The sequence below is a fragment of the Aeromonas sp. 603404 genome, assembly GCF_049171775.1.
GTDB lineage: Bacteria > Pseudomonadota > Gammaproteobacteria > Enterobacterales > Aeromonadaceae > Aeromonas > Aeromonas veronii_A.
The window spans coordinates 113,913-134,826 of the sequence record NZ_JAAKPE010000014.1; the positions used below are offsets into that span (position 1 = coordinate 113,913).

Below are 20,914 nucleotides of genomic sequence, written 5' to 3' on the forward strand. Positions count from 1 at the left end.
TATCACCGCATCCACCTCGGCCAAGTCTGCTATGACCCTTATTTATCTGATGGCAAGGGGGCCATGGTTAATACCAGCTTGCCGATATGGCGGCCTGAATCCAGCAAATGGTGAGCGGCAGCGGCCTCATCCAGCGGGAAGGTCTGGTAAACCTGCGGTTTGACCTCGCCGCGTTCGATAAATGGCCAGACATGAGTTTGCAGCTGGGCGATCAGATCGGCTTTTTCCTGCGGAGTACGCGAGCGCAGGGTGGATCCGATATGGGTCAGCCGTTTTTGCAGCATGGGAAACAGATCCAGATTGGGGGCGGCGCCCGCAATAATGCCGATCTGGACTATGCGACCATTGATGGCGGCCGCCGCATAGTTGCGCGCGACATACTCCCCGCCAATGATATCGAGAATGATGTCGGCGCCATGGCCATCGGTGGCGGTATGCACGGCCTCGACAAAATCCTCCTCCTTATAGAGCACGGCCACATCCGCGCCCAGCTTGATGCTGGCGGCCTGCTGCTCGGGTGAGCCGACCGTGGTGATGATCTTGGCGGCGCCAAATGCCTTGGCCAGCATGGTGGCGGTCGTGCCGATGCCGGAGGCACCGCCATGGATCAAGATAATGTCCCCTTTTTTAAACTGGCCCCGTTCAAACATATTTGACCAGACCGTCATAAAGGTTTCCGGCAGCGCCGCCGCTTCGGCAAAGCTCAACCCAGTCGGCAGGGGCAGGACATTGCTCTGGTGGGCGACGCTGTACTCGGCATAGCCGCCACCCGAAATCAGTGCGGCGACCTTGTCGCCAATTTTGAGATGGGTCACCTGCTCCCCCTTGGCGACCACGACCCCGGCAACCTCCAGCCCGGGAATATCCGATGCCCCTGCCGGAGGCGGGTAAAGCCCCTTGCGCTGCATCACATCCGGCCCATTGATGCCGGCCGCATAGTGCCGGATCAAGACCTCTTCAGGCTTGGGGGCTGGCGTGGCGCGGGTGGTCAGTTGCAAGACATCGGGGCCACCGGGCTGGGTAATTTCTATCGCGCTCATGGTGGCGGGAATGGAATAGGGGTTATGCATCAGCGGCTCCTTGTAACGAGGTGATATGAGGTTCCCCGGATGGGATGAGCACCAAGATAGTGGAGATTCCTGATGAATAAACGCAGTGTTATCCCTTATCTGTAATGCAAAAATGCATTTTAACCGGGAGCCGTGATGAACTGGGATGATGCGAAAATTTTTCTGGCGTTGCATCGGGAAGGGAGCCTGAGGGGCGCCGCCCGTGTGGTCGGGGTCGATCAGGCCACCATTGGCAGACGGATTGCCGCACTGGAGCATCGTCTGGCGGCCACGCTGTTTCTCCGCACATCCAAAGGGTATGTGCTGACTCATGTCGGAGAGATAGTGCTGGCCAGCGCCCAGCAGATGGAGCTGGCTGCCATTGATTTCGTGCGGGCGGCGCAAGGGGTCGACAACCGTCTGGTCGGTGAGGTCAGCGTGGCGACCACAGACACCCTGGGGATGGATTTTCTGATACCGGCCCTGACCGAGCTGCATCAGCGTTATCCCGATATCAGGGTCATCCTCAATACCTCGACCCAGGTGGTCAATCTGTCGCTGCGGGAAGCGGATATCGCGATCCGGACGGTGAAGCCGGACAATCCCGACCTGATTATTCGCAAGCTGGCCTCCTGGCCGGTCGGGTTGTATGCCTCCGCCGACTATCTGGCTCGCCATGGCATTCCCGAAGCGGGCACCGGTTTTGCGGGCCATTCGCTGGTGGTGTATGAGCCCCACTGGCAGAGCGCTCGCTCGCCAATGATGCTCGAAGAGGCGGCCGAGGAGGCCACGGTAGCAGCGGGGGTCAATACCAGCCTGATGCTGCGTCAGGCCCTGTTGATGGGGCTGGGACTTGGCGAGGTGGCGGTTCCGCTCGCCGAGCAAGCCGGGTTGGTGCGGGTCTGGCCCGAGCGGCAGTTACAGCAATCCTACGATGTCTGGCTGGTGACCCATCAGGATGTGCAGCATGCCGCGCGGGTCAGGGCCGTCATGGATGCCATCGTCAGGGCATTTGCCGCGATGGCCTAAGTCTGGCGGGCGCTCTGTTCAGGTTTTGTCGCAGCACTGTCACATCCCTTGCCATAGTCATGGAGGTTGAGGGAAAACCCTCATTTACTTGGTCTCTGACAGTCAATACTGTGAGACCGAGTCCACCACTACTGGAGCCTGACCCATGACCGATATGCTTGTTGACGATAAACAACCGACCCCGGATCCGGCAGAGCAGAATGCCTTCTTCCCATCGCCCTACTCCCTGAGCCAGTTCACCTCGCGCAAATCTGACCTTGCCGGGGCCGACTATCCCGCTCCCTATCGGGAGGGGCGCTGGAAGATCCTGCTGATCGGGGCCGATGAGCGCTATCTGCCTACCGACAACGGCACCCTGTTTTCCACCGGCAACCATCCGGTTGAAACCCTGCTGCCCATGTATCACCTCGACAAGGCGGGCTTTGCCTTTGACGTGGCCACCCTCTCCGGCAATCCGGTCAAGTTCGAGTGGTGGGCCATGCCCGGCGAAGATGAAGAGGTGCTGGGGCTCTATGCCAAATATCAGGCGCAGTTCCGCCAACCGGCCAAGCTGGCTGATCTGCTGAAAGATGCGCTGGCTGCCGACTCGGACTATATCGGCGTCTTTATTCCCGGCGGGCACGGCGCCCTGATGGGGCTGCCGCAAAGTGCCGAGGTGAAAGCGCTGCTGGAGTGGGCGATGGCCAACGATCGCTTCATCATCTCCCTCTGTCACGGGCCTGCTGCGCTGCTGGCGGTGGCCAATCCAGAGACCTTCGCGGGCTACAAGATCTGCGCTTTTCCCGATGAGCTGGATGCCCAGACCCCGGCAATTGGCTATATGCCTGGCCACCTTACCTGGAAGTTTGGCGAGAAGCTCAAAGAGATTGGCTTTGAGATCGTCAACAACGGCATCTCGGGAGAGGTGTGCCGGGATCGCAATCTGCTGACCGGTGACAGCCCGCTGGCGGGCAATAACCTCGGCAAGCTGGCCGCTACCACCTTGCTGGAGGCGGTTGCCAAGCGATGAGGTTGTCGTCATCGCCAGCGAATGCGTTGCAGGTCGCGGTGGCGCTGGAAGGGTGTCAGCGGCTGGAGGAGATCCAGCAACTGGTGCGCGTCTTTGCCACTCCGCTGGGGTATCACCGCTTTGCACTCTTCTCCATCAGTGCCAGCGAGGAGGGGGTGGTCGAGCACCTCTACTGGCTGGAGGGGGAGTGGCTGGAGAGTGGCGAGGCGGTCGACCTGCATGCCTATATGCGCGAGTGCCCGATGGCGATGCATATCAGGGAGCGAGACCAGCCCTTCTTCTGGAGCAAAACGGTTGGCGCTGCTGGCGAGCAGTACCGTATCGTTCGCTATCCTGAGGGGCCGGGCCGACATGGCTTGCAGGTACCCGTCTATGGGCCGTTGGGACTGGAAGGGGCGATGAGCTTTGGCGGCGATCAGATCGATGCCAGTGCCCACACTCGGGTTGGCCTTGCGCTGATCGCGGTGGCGGCTTTTCATGCTGCCCGTCGGCTGATGGAGATGCCGGTAGCGGGTCACGAGCGTGGCCTCACGGGGCGCGAGCGCGAAGTGCTGGAGTGGGTCTCCCGGGGTTGGCGCCATGCCGATATCGCCACCACCCTGAAACTCTCGGTGCGCACGGTCGAGAACCATCTGCGCAGTGCCCGCCGTCGACTCGGTGTAGCCACCACGGCAGAGGCGGTCAGAGTGGCGATCAGGAACCGCGATATCGAGGGCTGAGGGGCTATCCCTTTGTCTGGCATGTAAAAAGAGACCGGCATATAGCCGGTCTCTTTTTTATTTCCCGCAACATTACACCTGCGGCGGGGTGCTTTCCGCATTGGACATTACCGCATCAATTTGCACCAGGGCGCCAGCGGGCAGCTCGCTCACGCCAATCACGGTGCGGGCAGGCAGATAACCCGGGAAATATTTGGTGTAGATGGCGTTGACCGCATCCAGATCCGCGATATTGCCGAGCTGGATATTGACCTTGACGATATCGTCCATCACATGGCCGATGCTCTCCACAATCGCCTTGATATTGCTCAGGCACTGGGCGGTCTGCTCCTTGATGCAGCCAGCCAGGATCTTGCCAGTGGCGGGGTCTATCGGTAACTGCGCAGCGAGATGGTTGTAGTGGGAGAAGGCGACAGTCTGGCAATGGAGCGGGCTGCGCGGTGCCTTGTCGGTATTGCGGGCGCGGATCACCAGATTGTGACGATCTTCCACCAGTTGCGGCGGGGTGCCGTCACCGTGGGAGATGACCGCATCCATCTGCACCCGTGCCCCCATGGGCAGGGCGGCGGCACTGACCACCGAGCGGGCAGGCAGGTAGGCCACGGCGCGGGCAATGGCAGAGTCGGGGAAGAAGGTGGTGTAGACCTCGTTGACGGCCTCCAGATCGGCCAGATCGGTCAGATAGACGGTGACCTTGACGATATCGTCAAACGGCACGTCGATGCTCTCCAGCACCGCCTTGATATTGCGCAGGCACTGGCCCGCCTGCTCCTTGATGCCACCAGCAACCAGCTGGCCCGAGGCTGCATCCACCGGCAGCTGGGCGCCGATATTGTTGTAGTGGGAGAAGGCCACGGTATGGGTGGAGAGCGGATTGTGCGGCGCCTTGTCACTGTTGCGGGCGAGCTTCACCAGCGGGCAAGGATCTTGCGGGAAGGTGCCTTCGCCGTTGGAGATGATGGCATCGATCTGCACCAGCGCACCCAGCGGCAGGGCGGCGACGGCGAGGGTGGTGCGGGTCGGCAGATAGCCCGGGAAGAATTCGCGATAGACGGCGTTGACCGCCTCCAGATCCGCCACCTCTTTCAGGAAGATGGTCGCTTTCACCATATCGTCCATCACATGGCCGATGCTCTCGATGATCGCCTTGAGGTTGCTCAGGCACTGTCTGGCCTGCGCGGTGACATCGCCGCTTACCATCTTGCCGGTGGCGGGATCGACCGGCAGCTGGGCGGAGATATTGTTGTAATGAGAAAACGCCACCGTTTGGGTGCAGGGGCCCAGATCCTGGGGTGCATGGGGGGTATTTCTTGCCGACTTGATGATGGTGCCACTCATAGATATGCCTCTTTTTAATATTTGTTGTTCATTCAGGTACAGGTTTACCCCATCTCGTTGTGCGCCATGGCCACTGCGCCAGCGGCGGCATCCCCGGTTATTATTTGTGATCCACTCAATTACTGAGAGCAATAAGGGAGGAGAGGACAGGGTAGATATTTCAGACGCTGCGATTCTATGAGTGGCTATCATGGGTTGCAAACCGCTGATTGCATTTCTATGAGATGGCTCAATGGGTGCAAATTTAATGTGATTGCTATTCAATTCATGCTGAATAGTCACCTGTTTGTCCGCCAATGGCCATGCATCGAGCAATAGTCCAGTCCGGGCGGGGGTTGGGGCAGATACCTTGGCAGTGAAGGAGTGTAAAGAAAGGGTTAATGCGATGCATCAAGCTGCCATCAAACTATTTTATTGTGCATAGATATGTACTTTATGTTTTTTTAGTCATCTATCTTGCCGCGCAAAAATATGTTAGCAGACATTACTGTAACAGTAGTTAAAGATGTGGCTGGAATATAATTCAAATATTTGCATGGGGGATGCTTGTTAATTATCGGTAGGCTGACGGTTGGCCAAGACTCGGAGCGTTTTTATCTTTTTATGTATCTGGTGAAATATGCGTGACACAGCCCAGTGGTCCCATATCGAGGTGACCAGGGTTGGCAATATATCGGCTGACCGGGTGCGGCATGGTCAAGAGAGGATGACGTTGGCTCGACGCAGCGCTATGGATCGGGCTCTCTGCGCCGGTTGTAGTCTACAGCCTGCCAGGGATGAAAGGGTCGCGGGCGAGGCCAGCTGCCGTGGCATGGTTGTCTGCGGGATTGTTAACAAAAATGTGAACGAGATCACCGGATGGACAAGGGTTTAAGGCTGGAAATGGAGCAGAAAGGAGTAGAATGGCACTTTATTTTTGAGGGTCATTCGATGCCCAACTATCACTTTTTCACGCTGGGCCAGGCGCTTACCTATCTCGATGCCAATGCCCCGCGCTATAGCGATGAGCGTCGTCAACTGGTTGAGCAGGGATTTGCCGCCATGGCGGCCCCCATCTTTGCAGATACGCCGGTTGAAGCACTGGCGTTGTTGCGCCAGCATCAGGCATGGAAGGAGGAAGCCATGGTCGATGCACTCTCCTTGACAGTTGCCACCGGGCCGACGCTCGTCTCCTGTTTGCAGGAGAACCCTTTATCCGCGAGTTGAACAGCATCATGGCACCATCGAGGTGGCGCCATGTTGCCGCTGTCCGCTTGCGATCTACCTCTGGTGCAGTTCGCCTTCCATTACCAGTAGAGTATCCATCCCTGCCGCCTTGCCAGCCTCAAGCCCGATCCGGGTATCTTCAAACACCAGACAGTTGGCGGGATTGGCGCCGAGCAGTTTGGCCACCCGCAAGAAGGTGTCGGGATGCGGTTTGTGGTTGGTGACATCATCGGCGCTGACCACCACAGAGATATAGGCATCGAGCCCGGTGCTTTTGAGGATGGAGTCCGCCTGATTGCGCGGTGAGCCGGTGCCAATCCCCATCTTCACCTTGCCGTGATAGTGCCTGACCAGCTCCCACATCTTGGGAAAGACGCTGACCTTGTCGATATGTTCCATATAGAGGGCAATCTTGCGACGGGTAAAAGCCTCGACATCCACCGTCAGCCCCTGCTGCTCGGCCAGCATGGCGATGATCTTGCGGGTGGGAATGCCGCCATACTGATAGAGCTGATCCCGCTCGAAGGGGATGCCGAATTCGGCGCAGGTGAGCTCCCAGGCATCCAGATGAAGGGGCATGGAATCTACCAAAGTGCCATCCATATCGAAAATCAGGGCATCGTAGTGATCAAACCCGTACTGCTCACGCTCGCTCATGGGGGCTCCTCGAATCAAATAAAGCAGGCTAACAGAAACGGTCGGCGTTTTGTGGGATCGGCCTCATGGTTGGGCAGATTGTGGCCGCCGTTTTTTCTATCTCTTGCTGATTTGTGAGACAATAATCCGTTCATTGCCGGATACTTTGGCATATCAGATCTGCGAGTCCGCTTATGACCTCGAAAATATCCCCCAAAACCATTTTCTCTAGCGTGGCGCTGGTGATCGCGCTCGGTTCACTGGAAAAGAGCATAGTCACCACCCCGCTGCCCATGATTGGCGCCGAGCTGCATGCCGGTGCCGCCCTCACCTGGGTGGTCACCGCCTACCTGCTGGCGGCTACCGCCGTGCTGCCCCTCTACGGCAAGCTGAGCGATCTCTTTGGCCGGGTGCGGATGCTCAATATCGGTATCGGCCTGTTTCTGGCGGGCTCGGTGGCCTGTGCGCTCTCCCAGGATCTGCCGACCTTGCTGGCAGCGCGGGTGCTGCAAGGGCTGGGAGGCGGCGGCCTGATTGCCCTCGCGTTTACCGTGATTGCCGATACCATTCCGCCGCGGGAGGTGGGCAAGTATCAGGGCTACATTTCGGCGGTCTATGCGGTCTCCAGCATCGCTGGCCCCTTGCTCGGCGGCTATTTCACCGAGCAGCTCAGCTGGCGCTGGATCTTCTGGATCAACCTGCCGCTCGGGGCGCTGGCGGTCTTTCTCATCAACCGCAACCTCAAGCAGCTCAACGTGCGTCGTCACAGTCGCTTCGACTGGAAGGGGGCGGGTCTGCTGATTACTGTCACCACGCTCACCCTGTTGCTGCTCTCGCCGGAGGCGGCGCTGCCTGCCGTCTGGCTCTCGGTGGCGCTGGGCGTCGCGTTGCTGCTGCTCATTCTGATTGAGCGGCGCGCCCACGACCCCATTCTGCCTGCCCATCTGGCCCGGTTGCCCGGCTATCTGGTGAGCGTGCTGCTGGTGATGCTCTCCCAGTTGCTGATGTTTGCCGTGCTGGTCTATCTGCCGTTGCAGATGCAGTGGCAGAAGGGGATGAGCGCCAGCGAGAGCGGGATGAGCATGGTGATCTTCATGATTTGCATAACTGCCGGTGCCTTTGTCGGTGGCAAGCTGATTGGCCGTACCGGTCACTACAAAAGCTTTGTTGCGGTCGGGTTTGCGCTGGCGGCGGTGGCTCTGTGGCAGATCCACTTCGATGCCTGGGTCAGACTGGCGCTCGGGTTTGCCGGTATTGGTCTGGGTCTGGTGCTGCCAGCCCTCTCGGTGGTGGTGCAAAATGCCCTGCCGCGGCAGGATCGCGGCATCGGCATGTCGCTGTTCAACTTCGGGCGGGAGCTTGGCGGTGCCGTCGGCGTGGCTATCTGCTCCATGCTGTTTCACTTGCGCCTGCCAGCCGGCAGCGGTGGCGATCTGAGCCGGCTCGCCCCCGATCTGCTGGCCCCGGGCTTCAGCGCGACCTATATCGGCATGGCATTGATCGCCACGCTGGCGCTGCTCATCACACTGCTCGCTCTTAAACGCCACGAGCTGGCCTCCATCAGCGCCTGATTTGACCTGCGCCGACATTGGCTCACCATAGATAGCATCAGGGCTCCCCGCGGGGAGCCCTGATTGTTATTTGGCGAATAGCGTGGCTGTTGCCATCAAGCCATTCGCAGATTACTCCTGCGCCGGCCCCTCCTTGCCCGCCAGCTGGCTCAGCCAGGCGAAGCGGCGATTGGCCTCCTGCTCCGCCTCTTCATAGAGCTGGCTGGCCACCTCAGGCAGCTGGTGCTCCAGCCGCTGGAAACGGGGCTCGTGGCGCAAGGTCTCGGCCAGCGAGGCATTGGGGGCCCGCGAGTCGAGCGCCAGCGGCAACTTGCCCTCGTCAGCGCGGCGCGGGTCGAAGCGGTAGAGCGGCCAGAAGCCGGTGGCAGTCAGCTGCTTCATCTGCTCATGGCTCTCGGCCATGTCGTAGCCATGCTCCTCGCAGGGGCTGTAGGCGATGATGAGCGAGGGCCCCGGGTAGGCTTCCGCCTCTTGAATTGCCTTCACCGTCTGGTTCATCTGGGCGCCGAGGGAGATCTGCGCCACATAGACGTGGCCATACATCATCACGCTGGCGCCGAGATCCTTGCGTGCCTTGCGTTTGCCCTGCTCGCCAAACTTGGTGATGGCGCCAAGCGGGGTTGCCTTCGACTGCTGGCCGCCGGTGTTGGAGTAGCACTGGGTGTCGAGCACCAGCACATTGATGTTCTCCCCCAGACTCAGCACATGGTCGAGCCCGCCAAAGCCGATGTCGTAGGCCCAGCCATCGCCGCCAATGAGCCAGACCGATTTTTCCACCAGATAGTCCGCATCGCGAGCCAGCTCTTGGGCTGCCGGGATCTGGTTCTCCTGCAGCAGATTTCGCAATTGCTGGATATGGGCCCGCTGCTCGGAAACCGGCATGCTGGCATCGTTCAGTGCCTCGCGCAGCGTTGCCGGTATGGTGTCGCCCAGGCTCGCCAGCAGGCGGCGCACCCGCTCCCTGTGCTGATCGACGGTGAGACGGAAGCCCAGTCCGAACTCGGCGTTGTCTTCAAACAGAGAGTTGGCCCAGGCCGGCCCGCGCCCCTCGGCGTTGGTGGTGTAGGGGGTGGTAGGCAGGTTGCCGCCATAAATGGACGAGCAGCCGGTGGCGTTGGCAATCAGCAGTCGATCGCCATAGAGCTGGGTCAGCAGCTTGATGTAGGGGGTCTCGCCACAACCGGAGCAGGCGCCCGAGTATTCAAACAGCGGTGAGATGAGCTGGGAGGTGCGGATATCGATGCGCTCCAGCTGCTCGGCGCTGCGCTCTGGCAGGTCGAGGAAGAAGTCGTAGTTGGCCTTCTGCTCGTCGAGGTGATCGAGGCGTGAAGCCATATTGATCGCCTTGCGAGCCGGGTTGCTGCGATCCTTGGCCGGGCAAACCTCGACGCAGAGGTTGCAGCCGGTGCAATCCTCCGGCGCCACCTGCAGCACGTACTGTTGGCCGCGCATGTCGCGGGATTTCACATCCAGAGCATCGAGAGTGGTGGGAGCAGCGGCCAGCGCATCCGCTTCTACCACCTTGGCGCGAATGGCCGAGTGGGGACAGGCGGCGACGCAGTAGTTGCACTGGGTGCAGAGCTTCGCCTCCCAGATGGGGATCTCCTTGGCGATGTTGCGCTTCTCCCAGCGGGTGGTGCCGACCGGCCAGGTGCCATCCGGCGGGAAGGCGGAGACAGGCAGGTTGTCCCCCAGCCCCGCCAGCATGGCTGCGGTGACGGTCTGGACAAAATCGGGGGCCTTGGCCGAAACCACCGGTGGGCGCGGGCGGCTGGCGTGATCCCGCTCCCCCAGCGGCACCCGGGTCAGGGCGGCGCAGGTTGCCTCCAGTGCCTGCCAGTTGCGTTCGACCAGCGCTTGTCCCTTGCTGCCATAGCTGGTGGCGATGGCCTGCTTCAGCAGGCTGGTCGCCTCCTCGGGGGGAATGATGGCGCTGAGCTGGAAGAAGGCCATCTGCATCACGGTATTGATGCGATTGCCGAGCTGGCAGTCGCGGGCAATCTTGGCGGCATTGATGATGTAGAAGCGCGCCTCTTTCTCGCGCAGGGCATGCTGCACCTCGCTGGGCAGCCGCTGCCAGATCTCGGCCTCGCTATAGGGGGTGTTGAGCAGGAAGATGCCGCCTGCTTTCAAGCGCTCCGCCATCCGGTACTTGTCGACAAACTGCCACTGATGGCAGCCGATAAAGTCGGCCTCTTCCACCAGATAGGCCGCTTGCAGCGGCCGCTCGCCCACTCGCAGGTGAGAGACGGTGAGGCCGCCCGCCTTCTTGGAGTCGTAGACGAAATAGCCCTGCGGATAGAGGTCGGTGTGGTTGCCGAGGATCTTGATGCTGTTCTTGGCCGCCGAGACGGTGCCATCGCTGCCAAGACCGTAAAAGAGCGCCTCCAGCTTGTGTTGCTGGCCGTGAATGAGGCTTTGTGAATCCAGCGCGGGCAGCGGTAGCGAGAGACCTGTGATGTCATCGAAGATGCCGACGGTAAAGCGCGGACGCGGGTTCTCTTGCGCCAGTTCGGCAAACACCGCCAGCGCGCAGGCGGGGCCAAACTCCTTGGAAGAGAGGCCGTATCGACCGCCGATGACCCGTGGCAGGCTTGCCCGCTCGCCCCGGCTGACCGCTTCGGCCAGCGCCGTCATCACGTCGAGATAGAGGGGCTCGGCCTGTGCGCCCGGCTCCTTGGTGCGATCCAGTACGGCGATGGAGCGGGCACTCTCGGGAATCGCGGCCAACAGGTGATCGGCCGAGAAGGGGCGGAACAGCCTCACTTTCACCAGACCTACCTTCTCCCCTTGGGCCAGCAGGCGCTCGATCACCTCTTCACAGGTGCCGATGGCTGAGCCCATCAGCACCACAATCCGCTCCGCCTGCGGGTGGCCGACATATTCAAACGGCCGGTAGTGGCGGCCGGTCTGCTTGCCAAAAGCCTGCATCGCCTCGCTCACATGGCCATAGGCAGCGTCATACCAGGGGTTGCTCGCCTCCCGGCACTGGAAGTAGGTGTCCGGGTTGGCGGCGGTGCCGCGAATGACCGGTTTGTCGGGGGTGAGCGCCCGGTCACGATGGGCACGGATGGCATCTGCGGGCAGCAGGGCGCTCAGGGTGTCGTCAGCGAGTGGCGCTATCTTGGCGATCTCGTGAGAGGTACGAAAGCCGTCGAAGAAGTGGATAAAGGGGAGGCGGCTGTTGAGGCTCGCTATCTGGGAGATCAGGGCAAAGTCCTGCGCCTCCTGCACATTGCTGGCACAGAGCATGGCACAGCCGGTCTGGCGCACCGCCATCACGTCCGAGTGATCGCCAAAGATCGATAGCGCATGGGTCGCCACGGTGCGCGCCGCCACATGCAGCACGAAGGGAATGAGCTGACCCGCCAGCTTGTAGAGGTTGGGGATCATCAGCAGTAACCCCTGCGACGAGGTAAACGAGGTCGCCAGCGCGCCGGTCTGCAGGGCTCCGTGGACGGCGGCGATGGCGCCCCCTTCCGACTGCATCTCGACAACCCGGGGCACATCCCCCCAGAGGTTCTTGCCCCGTTCGCTCGACCAGGCCGACGACTGCTCAGCCATGGCCGAGCTGGGGGTGATGGGGTAGATGGCGATGACTTCGCTGGTGCGGTACGCCACCGAGGCGACTGCGTTATTCCCGTCTGTGGTGATCATCTGTTTTCCACTTTGCTATGCCAGTTTGAAAGCCGATAGTTGCATCGGCAATGGATAGGTCGCAGGCATAGTAAGAGGGGCAATGAGAGCGTATCAAACGGGATAAATAATCAATTAATAAGTCAGTAATAGTGGTTAATTTAATCCCGCTGCGTGGGTGCATGATTTTCTGCTGACAGCCAACGGGAGGTGGCTGATGGGCCATTGCTTTGGCCCGTCAGCACGGGGTTAATCCTGATCCACTCGCAGCCAGATGGCACACTGATAAGGGGCGAAGAGTGGCAGTGGTTCGCCTGGGTAATTGGCCAGCAGCAACCGCATCTTGTCTGTCACCTTGTCGAAGTGGGGCATCGGCAAGGGGTTCGCAGTGAGATTGGCGAGCAGCAGCAGGGTGTGCCGCTCGCCGTTCGCCGGATCCTGCCAGTGGCGGCGATAGCTGATGCGCTCGGGATCATCCCCATCCAGCAGATCGAAATTGCCGTGGCGAACGACAGGGTGAGCCTTGCGCAGGGCGATGAGCTGGCGATAGCAGTGAAACGGGGAGTCGGGGCGGGCCATCTGCTCGGCGGCATTTATCTCGACATGATTGGCGTTGAGGGCAATCCAGGGCGTGGCCGTACTGAATCCTGCGTGGGGGACAGCGTCCCACTGCATCGGGGTACGGGCGTTGTCGCGGCCGATGGCATCGAGCCGCCGACTCAGCTCGGCAGGATCCAGCCCTGACTGGCTGGCGCGGTAGTTGATTGCCTCCACATCGCGCAGCTCGTCCGGCTGCCAGTGGCGGTTGGTCATGGCGAGCTCCTCCCCCTGATAGATGAAGGGAGTGCCCTGCATCATGTGCAGCACCATGGCCCACAGCCTGGCACTGGTTTCCCGCCACTCGGGCCTGTCATCGCCAAAGCGGGAGACGGCGCGGGGCAGGTCGTGGTTGCCGAGAAACAGGCTGTTCCAGCCACGCCCGTGTAGCCCTTGCTGGTGGCGGGCCATGGCTCGCTTGAAGGCGAGGGGATCGAAGCGGGATGACCACTTGTCACTGCCCAGCCCCAGATGCTCGAAGTTGAACACCATGCTGAACTCGCTGCCATCGTGGTTCGAATAGTTCTGCATATGGGCGAGATCGGCCCCCCAGGTCTCCCCCACCGTGATGATCCCCTTGCCGCCGAAGCTCGCGGCATTGAGCTCGCGGATATAGTCGTGCAGGTGCGGGCCGTTACTCATGGCCAGTCGGTCCCACTCTTTGCTCACCATATCGATCACATCGAAGCGAAACCCCTTGATCCCTTTGCCCAGCCAGAAGTTGATCACCTCTGCCATTTCGGCACGCACCGCCGGGTTGTCCCAGTCCAGATCGGCCTGACTGGGATCGAAGTTGTGCAGGTAGTAGCGATCAAGCGTTGGCACATACTGCCAGCCGCTGCCGCCAAAAATCGAGGTAATGGGGTGAGCGTCAACGAAGGCCTGGTCGCGAAACACGTAATAACTCTGATAACGGGGATCCCCGGCCAGTGCCTTCATAAACCACTCGTGCTCGGTGGAGGTGTGGTTGGCGACGATATCCATCATGATGCCGATGCCGTGGGCGGCCGCTTCGGCTATCAGCTGCTCCATCTCGGTCAGGGTGCCGAAGGCGGGGTCGATGGCACGGTAGTCCGCCACGTCGTAGCCGTTGTCCCGCTTGGGGGAGCGATAGATGGGGGTGAGCCACAGCATATCGACCCCGAGGGTGGCCAGATAACCGAGGCGCTGGCGGATGCCGTTGATGTCGCCCAGTCCGTCGCCATCGCTGTCCTGAAAACTCATGGGGTAGATCTGATAGATGACACAGCTATCAAGGTCGATATCGGGCGTGTGGAGGGAGTGCGTATTCATCAGTGCGGCCGGTTGAGGGGGAGTTATTCCTATCTTACCCAGATGATCTGGCCCTCAACAGGGCAGGGGAAACCTTGAAAAGGGTTCCATAGTTGGCTGATTGCCAAAAGTGAGGGAAGGGTCACAACTGGGCCATCCCGAGCCACGTAGGTGGTCGGGATGGCACGGCACTCAGCGATGATGCTATGCAGGAATACTGGTTATTGAGCAGCCTTGGTCTGCTCGCTGCGCTGCTCCTGCTGGTGTTCCGCTTGTGCCTCAAGCTCCTTGCCGAGGAAGTAGTTCAGGAAGGTGCGGATCACCGCGATGATGGCGAGGCGGATCAGCTCCTCCTTGCTCGGTGCGACCGTGGTGGCCAGGATATCGGCGGCGAGCTGGAACTCCAGCGCCAGAATGAGCCAACTGCCGAAACAGAGGCGAATGCGCGGAAAGCCCGGTTCGTGATCCTCCATCCGTGCCGCCAGCCAAAGGGTCTTGCCAAGCCCTATTACCACACAGGCGATGGAGATGATCTCCAGCAGCAGCTGGAACAGCTCGACCCCGTGCATCATCCCTTCTCTCAGGCTCGCTATCTCAAACACTCGGGTCACCTCCCTGATTCAAAAGAGGACACTATTAACACATCGCTCGGCAAAGGCCAAATCAGAGGTGCCTGATAAGCATCGCGATCTGCTCAATTGTCTGACGGGCTGCCTGGCTCACACCTGCCAACTGGAAGAAGCCGTGTATAACACCCAGTTGCCGCTGACAGGTAGCTGTGACTCCGGCTTGCAGCAGTTTGCGATAGAGGGCTTCCCCTTCATCGCGCAGCGGATCATATTCCGCCGTTACGATATGGGTCGGCGGCAATCCTGACAGGGCAGGATGGTGGAGCGGGCTGGCTTCGGGGTGAGTGGCGGGCAGTTCACCCAGATAGGCGTGAAAACCGCTTAACAGCATGTCGCGGGTGATGAGGTAGTCATCCCCTAGATGCCGATAGCTGTCACTGTCGCCCGCAGCATCGAGCATCGGATAGATGAGCAGTTGGGCTGCAGGCAAGGGGGCGCCTTGCTCCTTGAGTCGCAAGGTGGTGATCAGGGCGAGGTGGCCGCCGGCACTGTCGCCCGCAAGGGCAATCCTTGCCGGATCCCCATGCCATTTCTCCACATCGGCCATGATGGCGAGCGTGGCTGCCAGTGCATCGTCATGTGCTGCAGGATAGGTGTGTTCAGGGGCAAGGCGGGTATGTACCGCAAACACCAGTGCCTCGGCGCGATTGCACAGCATCCGCATCTGGCGGTCGTGGGTGTCGAACTCGCCGCTGACAAAACAGCCGCCATGAAAGTAGATCAGTGCCGGACGGCTTGCACTTGAGGTTGGTGCTGGTTGATAGAGGCGAACGGAATAATGGCCATGTTGCCACTCTTCGACAGCGCCAACCTCCTCCCGTTCACCACCCAATATGGCTGAAGCAAGATAGCCTTCACGCCGCTCCTGCCAGCTCAGGCTGCTCGCCTTGGGGCGGCCTGCGGCAATGAACTCTGTCACCATGGCCGCAATGGCCGGTTCAAGTTGTGTATCCATAACGCACCAATAACTGTATATAAAAACAGTTATTTTGCGCTTTTAGCCAAAGAGCGCAACCGGCGTTAGCTGAGGCAGCTCACAAAATCAGGCTTCAATCAGCACGAATTCAATCACATAGAGCGGCGGTAGATCGGGGTAGATCTCGCGGATCACCTGTTTGAGCTCGGGGAGTGTCATGTTCTCCTGACGGGCGTGCTCGTCGTTCAGTTCATCGAAGGCTACCGCCTTGACCGAGAGCACCTCTATGGTGCCAAAGGGCTGGTGCTCCGGGTTGGTAAACAGCGCCAACCGCTGGCCAGGCTGCCAGTTGGCTTCGCTCTCGTCGCGAATGGTGATGGTTTTGCGGCCCGCCTGAATATCGGCGACGAAGCGGCTGAAGAAGGTGAATTCGGGATGGGTAGACATGGCTCTCTCCTGACAGGGTTAATCGAAATGAGGTGAATGGAAATCAAAGGTCGAGATAGGCGCGCAGCCTGGTCAGATCGGCGATAACAGGGCCATCGCTGCCGTCGGCAACTATGCCCTGTTCGACCAGCTCCTTGAGGGCGCGGCGGTAGACCCGCTCTGTGGTGCCAAAGCGGGCCGCCTCGTGGGCCCGCTTGCGCGATCCCAGCATGGGGGTGCGCTGGCGTTCTCGCCACAGCTCATAGGCGATGTTGTAGGCAATGGGGTGGAGCAGCCGGCTGGTGGTGATCTCCAGGGTATCGAGATAGTCGCTGGCAAGTGCAGCGGCGAAAAAGAGGGTCAACTCAGGTTCTGCCAGCAGCCGCTGGGCCAGCTTGTGGGCACAGATGACTCGGGCGTCCAGCTCGGTCTCGGCCACCACGTTCCACTGCACCGGGGTGGCACTGAAGAACTCCATCTCACCGAAGATCTGGCTGTGACACTCAATCTCGCCGAGCTGGAAGCGGCGGCCAGAGTGTACCGTGCTGTTGAGGGAGACCCGGCCACGTTCGACCAGATAGAGCTGCTCGCTCTGCTCCCCCTGCCGCATGATCAATTCGCCCGGCAGGTAACGGCGCAGAAACAGGGTGCAGGCGTCGAGCGCCGCGGCAAAGCGGGGTTCAAGCTGCTGGAGTTCGGCGTGAAAACGGCCGAGGGGGTAGGGCTGTTGCTGCATGACTTGCCTGTCGCACCGGATGACGAGGGCCATGAGGCTAGCAAGAGTGCGGGCCGGATACCAGCCCGCACGGTAGCGGATGTGCCGCAGTTAACGGTTTGCGCTTTATTGCACCAGAGCGTGGAGGGCGGCGGCGATGGCTTGCTGCTCACCGGCCATCATCGCCTGTTCGGCGCTGGCGTAATCCGCCACCCCTTGTTGCACATCCTGCTCGAATAGCACCACGTTGCAGAGCACGGCGGCGACCCGTACCTTGCGCAGGCGCCCCACGGTCAGCAGGGCTGCGGTCTCCATGTCAGCGCCCAGTACGCCACGGGCATGCCAGTAGCGGCACACCTCCTGCTCATCATCTCGATAGAAGCTGTCGTGGGAGCGTACCAGCCCGTGCCAATGAGGCTGGCTGCTAGTGGCCACATGGTTGAGCAGGGCCGCTTGCAGCCAGATATCGGCGCAGGCGGGGTACTCGGCGGGCAGATAGGCCTGCGAGGCGCCCTCATTGCGTACCGCCCCTTCCACCACGATAAGGTCGCCAAGGCCGATGTCGTGCTGCAGGGCACCCGCGGAGCCGACCCGAATGAGCGAGCGGGCACCGGCTTGCACCAGCTCCTCCAGCGCTATGATGGCCGAGGCGCCGCCAATGCCGGTGCTGCAAACCGTGATGGGCAGCCCCTGATAGCGGCCGTTGATGAGGCGAAACTCCCGGTTTTGCCCCAGCACTTCGCACTGTTCGAGCTGGCTGGCGATGCGATCGACCCGGGCCGGGTCGCCGCACAGTACCACCCGCTCGGCAATCTGGTCGGGGCGGCACTGGAGATGGGGTAACAGACTCATGGCTTACAGACCTTGTGGCTGGCGCTTGGCGGCAATCACCCAGAGGCGAGTGCCGTTGGCGGCGATAAACAGCAGGATCAGGTACTCCAGCGACATGGCGTAGACGCCCTGCGCGGCATAGACACCGATGCTGATGATGTTGATGACGACCCAGAGGATCCAGTTCTCCACGTATTTGCGGGTCATCAGGATCTGGGCGACCACCGAGAGCACCGTCATGCTGGCATCCCAGAACGGGAAGGCATCGGGGGAGGGCTCGGGGATGGCAAGGTTGGCACCAAACAGGTTGAGCAGGGAGACCGAGGTGCGTGCCAGGGTGGCGAAGACCGGGTCGATATAGCGGGTCAGCAGAGCGATGGCCAGCACGCTCACGGCGGCGGTCACCATCAGTTTGGATTTGCTGAGCCAGCGGATCTGCAGGGTATCCCCCTGATCGTTGGCGGGGCGGGTCCAGGCGTACCAGCCGTAGACGTTGGCGCAGAAGAAGAACAGCTGCAGCAGCAACAGCCCGTAGAGCTGGATCTGGAAGAAGATGATGGCAAACAGGCTGACGTTGATAAGACCGAACAGGTAGTTGATGGTCTTCTCCTGACTGGCAAACCAGATGCAGGCCAGCCCGAACAGGGTACCGATGGCTTCAATCCATGACATGGCATAGCCGCCACCCAGCGGTATGGTCACCAGCGTGTTATTGATGCTGAACAGCTCGAATATGCTCATTTTCTGATCCTTGGGCATGAGGGTTAGTATGCGAGGGCGCCATTCTAAGGGGTGAGGGGGAGGAGGGGCAGGACTTTTGTCCGCCCCGTACTTGGCCCATATCAAAGAAATCGCCGCTGCTGCCCGGTTATTCCAGCAGTGATGGGTTATGGGGTCCCGATGGGCCGGACTTTATTGATATGTAGCAAGATGATAGCGCCATGGCTGTGGTCTGATAGAGTCCACTCTCCGGGAGGAAAATCACGTGATAAAAGGAGGTTGCATTGAATTCCGAGCTTGTCTGGGTGCTCTGTCTGCTGGCTGGCGCCATCTATCTCTTTATGACCAACAAGGTGCGCATGGACGTGGTTGCCCTGTTGATCATTATTCTCTTTGTGCTGAGCGGCACCCTCACCCTGCCGGAGGCGCTGGCGGGCTTTAGCGATCCCAACGTCATTCTGATAGCCGCCCTGTTTGTGGTGGGTGAGGGGCTGGTTCGCACCGGCATCGCCTATCAGGTGGGGGATGCATTGGTGAAGGTAGCGGGCAGCAGCGAGACCAAGCTGCTGGTGTTGCTGATGGTGGCGGTGGCGAGTCTGGGGGCTGTGATGAGCAGCACCGGGGTGGTGGCCATCTTTATCCCGGTGGTGCTGAGCGTGGCTAACCGGATGGGGATCCCGGCCGGTCGCCTGATGATGCCCCTCGGTTTTGCCGGGCTGATCAGCGGCATGATGACGCTGGTGGCCACGCCCCCCAACATGGTGGTTAACAGCGAGCTGATGCGCCACGGCATTCACGGCTTCGGCTTCTTCGATTTCACCCCCATGGGCGTGCTGATCCTGGGGCTGGGCATCCTCTACATGCTGCTGGTGCGCGGCTCCCTGGTGGGCGAGGGGGAAGAGGGCAAGGGCAAGCCGACCGGGCGCCGCACCCTGCGCGATCTGATCCGAGACTACCGACTGGCCGGTCGGGCTCGTCGTCTGGCGCTGCGGCCTGACTCCCCGCTGATTGGTCATACCCTGGATGAGCTGCAACTGCGCGCCCGTTATGGTGCCCATGTCATCGGGGTGGAGCGCTGGCGCAAGTTCCGTCGGGTGATGGTGCCGGTGTCCGGGATCAGTGAGTTCCAGGCCAAGGATGTGCTGCTGATCGACATGTCAGACCCCGAGGTGGATGTGCGGGCGTTTTGCACCGAGGCGCGGCTTGAACCCATGATCCTGCGCGGGGAGTATTTCTCCGATCAGGCGCGGGAGGTGGGGATGGCCGAGGTGTCGCTGATCCCCGAGTCCAAGCTGCTGGGTAAAAGCGTGCGTGAGGTGACCTTCCGCTCCAGCTATGGCCTGAGCGTGGTGGGGCTGCGCCGCGACGGTGAGGCACTGGCAGGCAAGCTGGTGGATGAGCCGCTGCAGATGGGCGACACCCTGCTGGTGGTAGGGAATTGGAGCCACATCAGACAGTTGCAGACCCATAGCCGCGACTTTCTGCTGATGGGGCTGCCCGCCGAAGTGGACGAGATGGCCCCCGCCCGCAGCCAGGCCATTCATGCCCTCTTCTGTCTTGGAGTGATGATCCTGCTGATGGTGACCGATCCGGTGCCCAACGTGATTGCCGCGCTGATCGCCTGTCTGCTGATGGGCAAGTTTCGCTGTATCGATATGGAAAGTGCCTACAAGTCGATCCACTGGCCGACCCTGATCCTCATCGTCGGTATGCTCCCCTTTGCGCTGGCGCTGCAAAAAACCGGCGGGGTGGATCTGATCGTCGGTGGTCTGATCAATGCGGTAGGGGAGATGGGGCCGCGGGTCATGCTGGCCAGCCTGTTTGCCCTCTGCGCGGTGATCGGGCTCTTTATATCCAACACCGCGACTGCTGTGCTGATGGCACCCATTGCGCTGGGCACGGCCCAGCAGATGGGGGTATCACCCTATCCGTTTGCCATGACCATTGCCATCGCCGCCTCGGCCGCTTTTATGACGCCGGTCTCGTCACCGGTCAATACTCTGGTGCTGGGGCCGGGCAACTACAAGTTTGCCGATTTTATCCGTATCGGGGTGCCATTCACCCTGTTGGTGATGGCGGTCAGCGTGGTAGCGATCCCCTGGTTCTTCCCGTTCTGATAACCGGGATGATGAATGTGTGCACCAGCGGCCTGCGGGCCGCTTTTTTATGGCCAGGAGACAAGAGTGGCAAGGCGTGCTCGGAATCAGTGAAGAGTGATGTGGACGGGAATTAACGTGGAGCTGGGTTAATAGAGGCGCGAGAGAAAAACTGGGGAGAGGCAAATTTCAGATACAAAAAAACCAGCGTGAGCTGGTCTGTTTGGTACTGCTATTAATGGTGCGGAAGGAGAGACTCGAACTCTCACGCCTAGGGCGCCAGAACCTAAATCTGGTGCGTCTACCAATTTCGCCACTTCCGCAATATTAATGGTGGCTATGACGGGATTCGAACCTGTGACCCCCGCATTATGAGTGCGATGCTCTAACCAACTGAGCTACATAGCCGTTTGTTATCGACCACTGATGTGGAAGAGAACAGAAAAATGGCTGGGGTACTAGGATTCGAACCTAGGGATGGCGAGATCAAAACCCGCTGCCTTACCGCTTGGCGATACC

The 20,914-nt window shown here is 60.4% G+C and carries 17 protein-coding genes and 2 tRNA genes; 6 read left to right on the plus strand and 13 right to left on the minus strand.

The features are described 5' to 3' along the window. Positions 1-38 precede the first annotated feature (38 nt). Entirely contained in the window at positions 39-1,070 is a 1,032-nt protein-coding gene (locus G5306_RS17035) for an NAD(P)H-quinone oxidoreductase (protein WP_421313269.1), read from the minus strand. A 135-nt stretch (positions 1,071-1,205) separates the two neighbouring features. Between G5306_RS17035 and G5306_RS17040 the strand changes: the two genes are divergently transcribed. The 3 genes from G5306_RS17040 to G5306_RS17050 all read left to right on the plus strand — a co-directional run bounded on the left by G5306_RS17040 (position 1,206) and on the right by G5306_RS17050 (position 3,806). Then, complete coding sequence (locus G5306_RS17040) at positions 1,206-2,078, plus strand: LysR family transcriptional regulator (protein WP_201911785.1); 873 nt, start codon at positions 1,206-1,208, stop codon at positions 2,076-2,078. A 145-nt stretch (positions 2,079-2,223) separates the two neighbouring features. Continuing rightward, complete coding sequence (gene hchA, locus G5306_RS17045; RefSeq protein WP_107682430.1) at positions 2,224-3,087, plus strand: glyoxalase III HchA; 864 nt, start codon at positions 2,224-2,226, stop codon at positions 3,085-3,087. Then, entirely contained in the window at positions 3,084-3,806 is a 723-nt protein-coding gene (locus tag G5306_RS17050; protein ID WP_376888691.1) for a PA1136 family autoinducer-binding transcriptional regulator, read from the plus strand. The genes hchA and G5306_RS17050 overlap by 4 nt, the downstream gene beginning before the upstream one ends. Positions 3,807-3,878: 72 nt before the next feature. Here the strand turns inward: G5306_RS17050 and G5306_RS17055 are convergent, their stop codons facing one another. Continuing rightward, positions 3,879-5,144, minus strand: coding sequence for a RidA family protein (locus tag G5306_RS17055; RefSeq protein WP_421313272.1), 1,266 nt, complete (start codon positions 5,142-5,144; stop codon positions 3,879-3,881). A gap of 858 nt (positions 5,145-6,002) precedes the next feature. Between G5306_RS17055 and G5306_RS17060 the strand changes: the two genes are divergently transcribed. Then, a complete protein-coding gene (locus G5306_RS17060) occupies positions 6,003-6,350 on the plus strand; it encodes a hypothetical protein (RefSeq protein ID WP_254204217.1) in 348 nt (115 codons plus the stop codon). Positions 6,351-6,404: 54 nt separating this feature from the next. Here G5306_RS17060 and G5306_RS17065 read toward each other — a convergent pair whose 3' ends face one another. Next, entirely contained in the window at positions 6,405-7,007 is a 603-nt protein-coding gene (locus tag G5306_RS17065) for an HAD family hydrolase (RefSeq protein ID WP_421222277.1), read from the minus strand. A 173-nt stretch (positions 7,008-7,180) separates the two neighbouring features. Here G5306_RS17065 and G5306_RS17070 point away from each other — a divergent pair, with 173 nt between their 5' ends. Further along, complete coding sequence (locus G5306_RS17070) at positions 7,181-8,557, plus strand: MDR family MFS transporter (protein WP_374885973.1); 1,377 nt, start codon at positions 7,181-7,183, stop codon at positions 8,555-8,557. Positions 8,558-8,668: 111 nt separating this feature from the next. On the opposite strand, the gene nifJ is transcribed toward G5306_RS17070, so the two are convergent. The 8 genes from nifJ to pnuC form a co-directional block, all read right to left on the minus strand. Next, positions 8,669-12,214 carry a pyruvate:ferredoxin (flavodoxin) oxidoreductase gene (gene nifJ, locus G5306_RS17075; protein WP_421313274.1) on the minus strand — a complete coding sequence of 1,182 codons (3,546 nt, stop codon included), beginning with the start codon at positions 12,212-12,214 and terminating at the stop codon, positions 8,669-8,671. Between the two features lie 228 nt (positions 12,215-12,442). After that, entirely contained in the window at positions 12,443-14,083 is a 1,641-nt protein-coding gene (locus tag G5306_RS17080; protein ID WP_421313276.1) for an alpha-glucosidase, read from the minus strand. Between the two features lie 200 nt (positions 14,084-14,283). Then, entirely contained in the window at positions 14,284-14,664 is a 381-nt protein-coding gene (locus G5306_RS17085; RefSeq protein WP_421209704.1) for a DUF1622 domain-containing protein, read from the minus strand. A gap of 61 nt (positions 14,665-14,725) precedes the next feature. Continuing rightward, a complete protein-coding gene (locus G5306_RS17090; RefSeq protein WP_421222269.1) occupies positions 14,726-15,646 on the minus strand; it encodes an alpha/beta hydrolase in 921 nt (306 codons plus the stop codon). 87 nt (positions 15,647-15,733) lie between these two features. Further along, complete coding sequence (gene yqfB / locus G5306_RS17095; protein ID WP_421222267.1) at positions 15,734-16,054, minus strand: N(4)-acetylcytidine aminohydrolase; 321 nt, start codon at positions 16,052-16,054, stop codon at positions 15,734-15,736. 43 nt (positions 16,055-16,097) lie between these two features. After that, positions 16,098-16,769 carry a Crp/Fnr family transcriptional regulator gene (locus G5306_RS17100; RefSeq protein ID WP_227341140.1) on the minus strand — a complete coding sequence of 224 codons (672 nt, stop codon included), beginning with the start codon at positions 16,767-16,769 and terminating at the stop codon, positions 16,098-16,100. 105 nt (positions 16,770-16,874) lie between these two features. After that, positions 16,875-17,600 (minus strand): nucleoside phosphorylase, encoded by a 726-nt coding sequence (locus tag G5306_RS17105; RefSeq protein ID WP_421222265.1) that lies wholly within the window; start codon positions 17,598-17,600, stop codon positions 16,875-16,877. A 3-nt stretch (positions 17,601-17,603) separates the two neighbouring features. Beyond that, the gene (gene pnuC / locus G5306_RS17110) at positions 17,604-18,320 is read right to left on the minus strand and encodes a nicotinamide riboside transporter PnuC (RefSeq protein WP_204385193.1); all 717 of its coding nucleotides are present in this window, start codon (positions 18,318-18,320) and stop codon (positions 17,604-17,606) included. A gap of 263 nt (positions 18,321-18,583) precedes the next feature. Here pnuC and G5306_RS17115 point away from each other — a divergent pair, with 263 nt between their 5' ends. Further along, complete coding sequence (locus G5306_RS17115; protein ID WP_040066935.1) at positions 18,584-20,416, plus strand: SLC13 family permease; 1,833 nt, start codon at positions 18,584-18,586, stop codon at positions 20,414-20,416. A 218-nt stretch (positions 20,417-20,634) separates the two neighbouring features. Here the strand turns inward: G5306_RS17115 and G5306_RS17120 are convergent. Together G5306_RS17120 and G5306_RS17125 are read right to left on the minus strand one after the other, a co-directional pair. Next, positions 20,635-20,718: transfer RNA gene (locus G5306_RS17120), tRNA-Leu, on the minus strand. Positions 20,719-20,726: 8 nt separating this feature from the next. Then, positions 20,727-20,803, minus strand: a tRNA-Met gene (locus tag G5306_RS17125). Between the last annotated feature and the right edge of the window lie 111 nt (positions 20,804-20,914).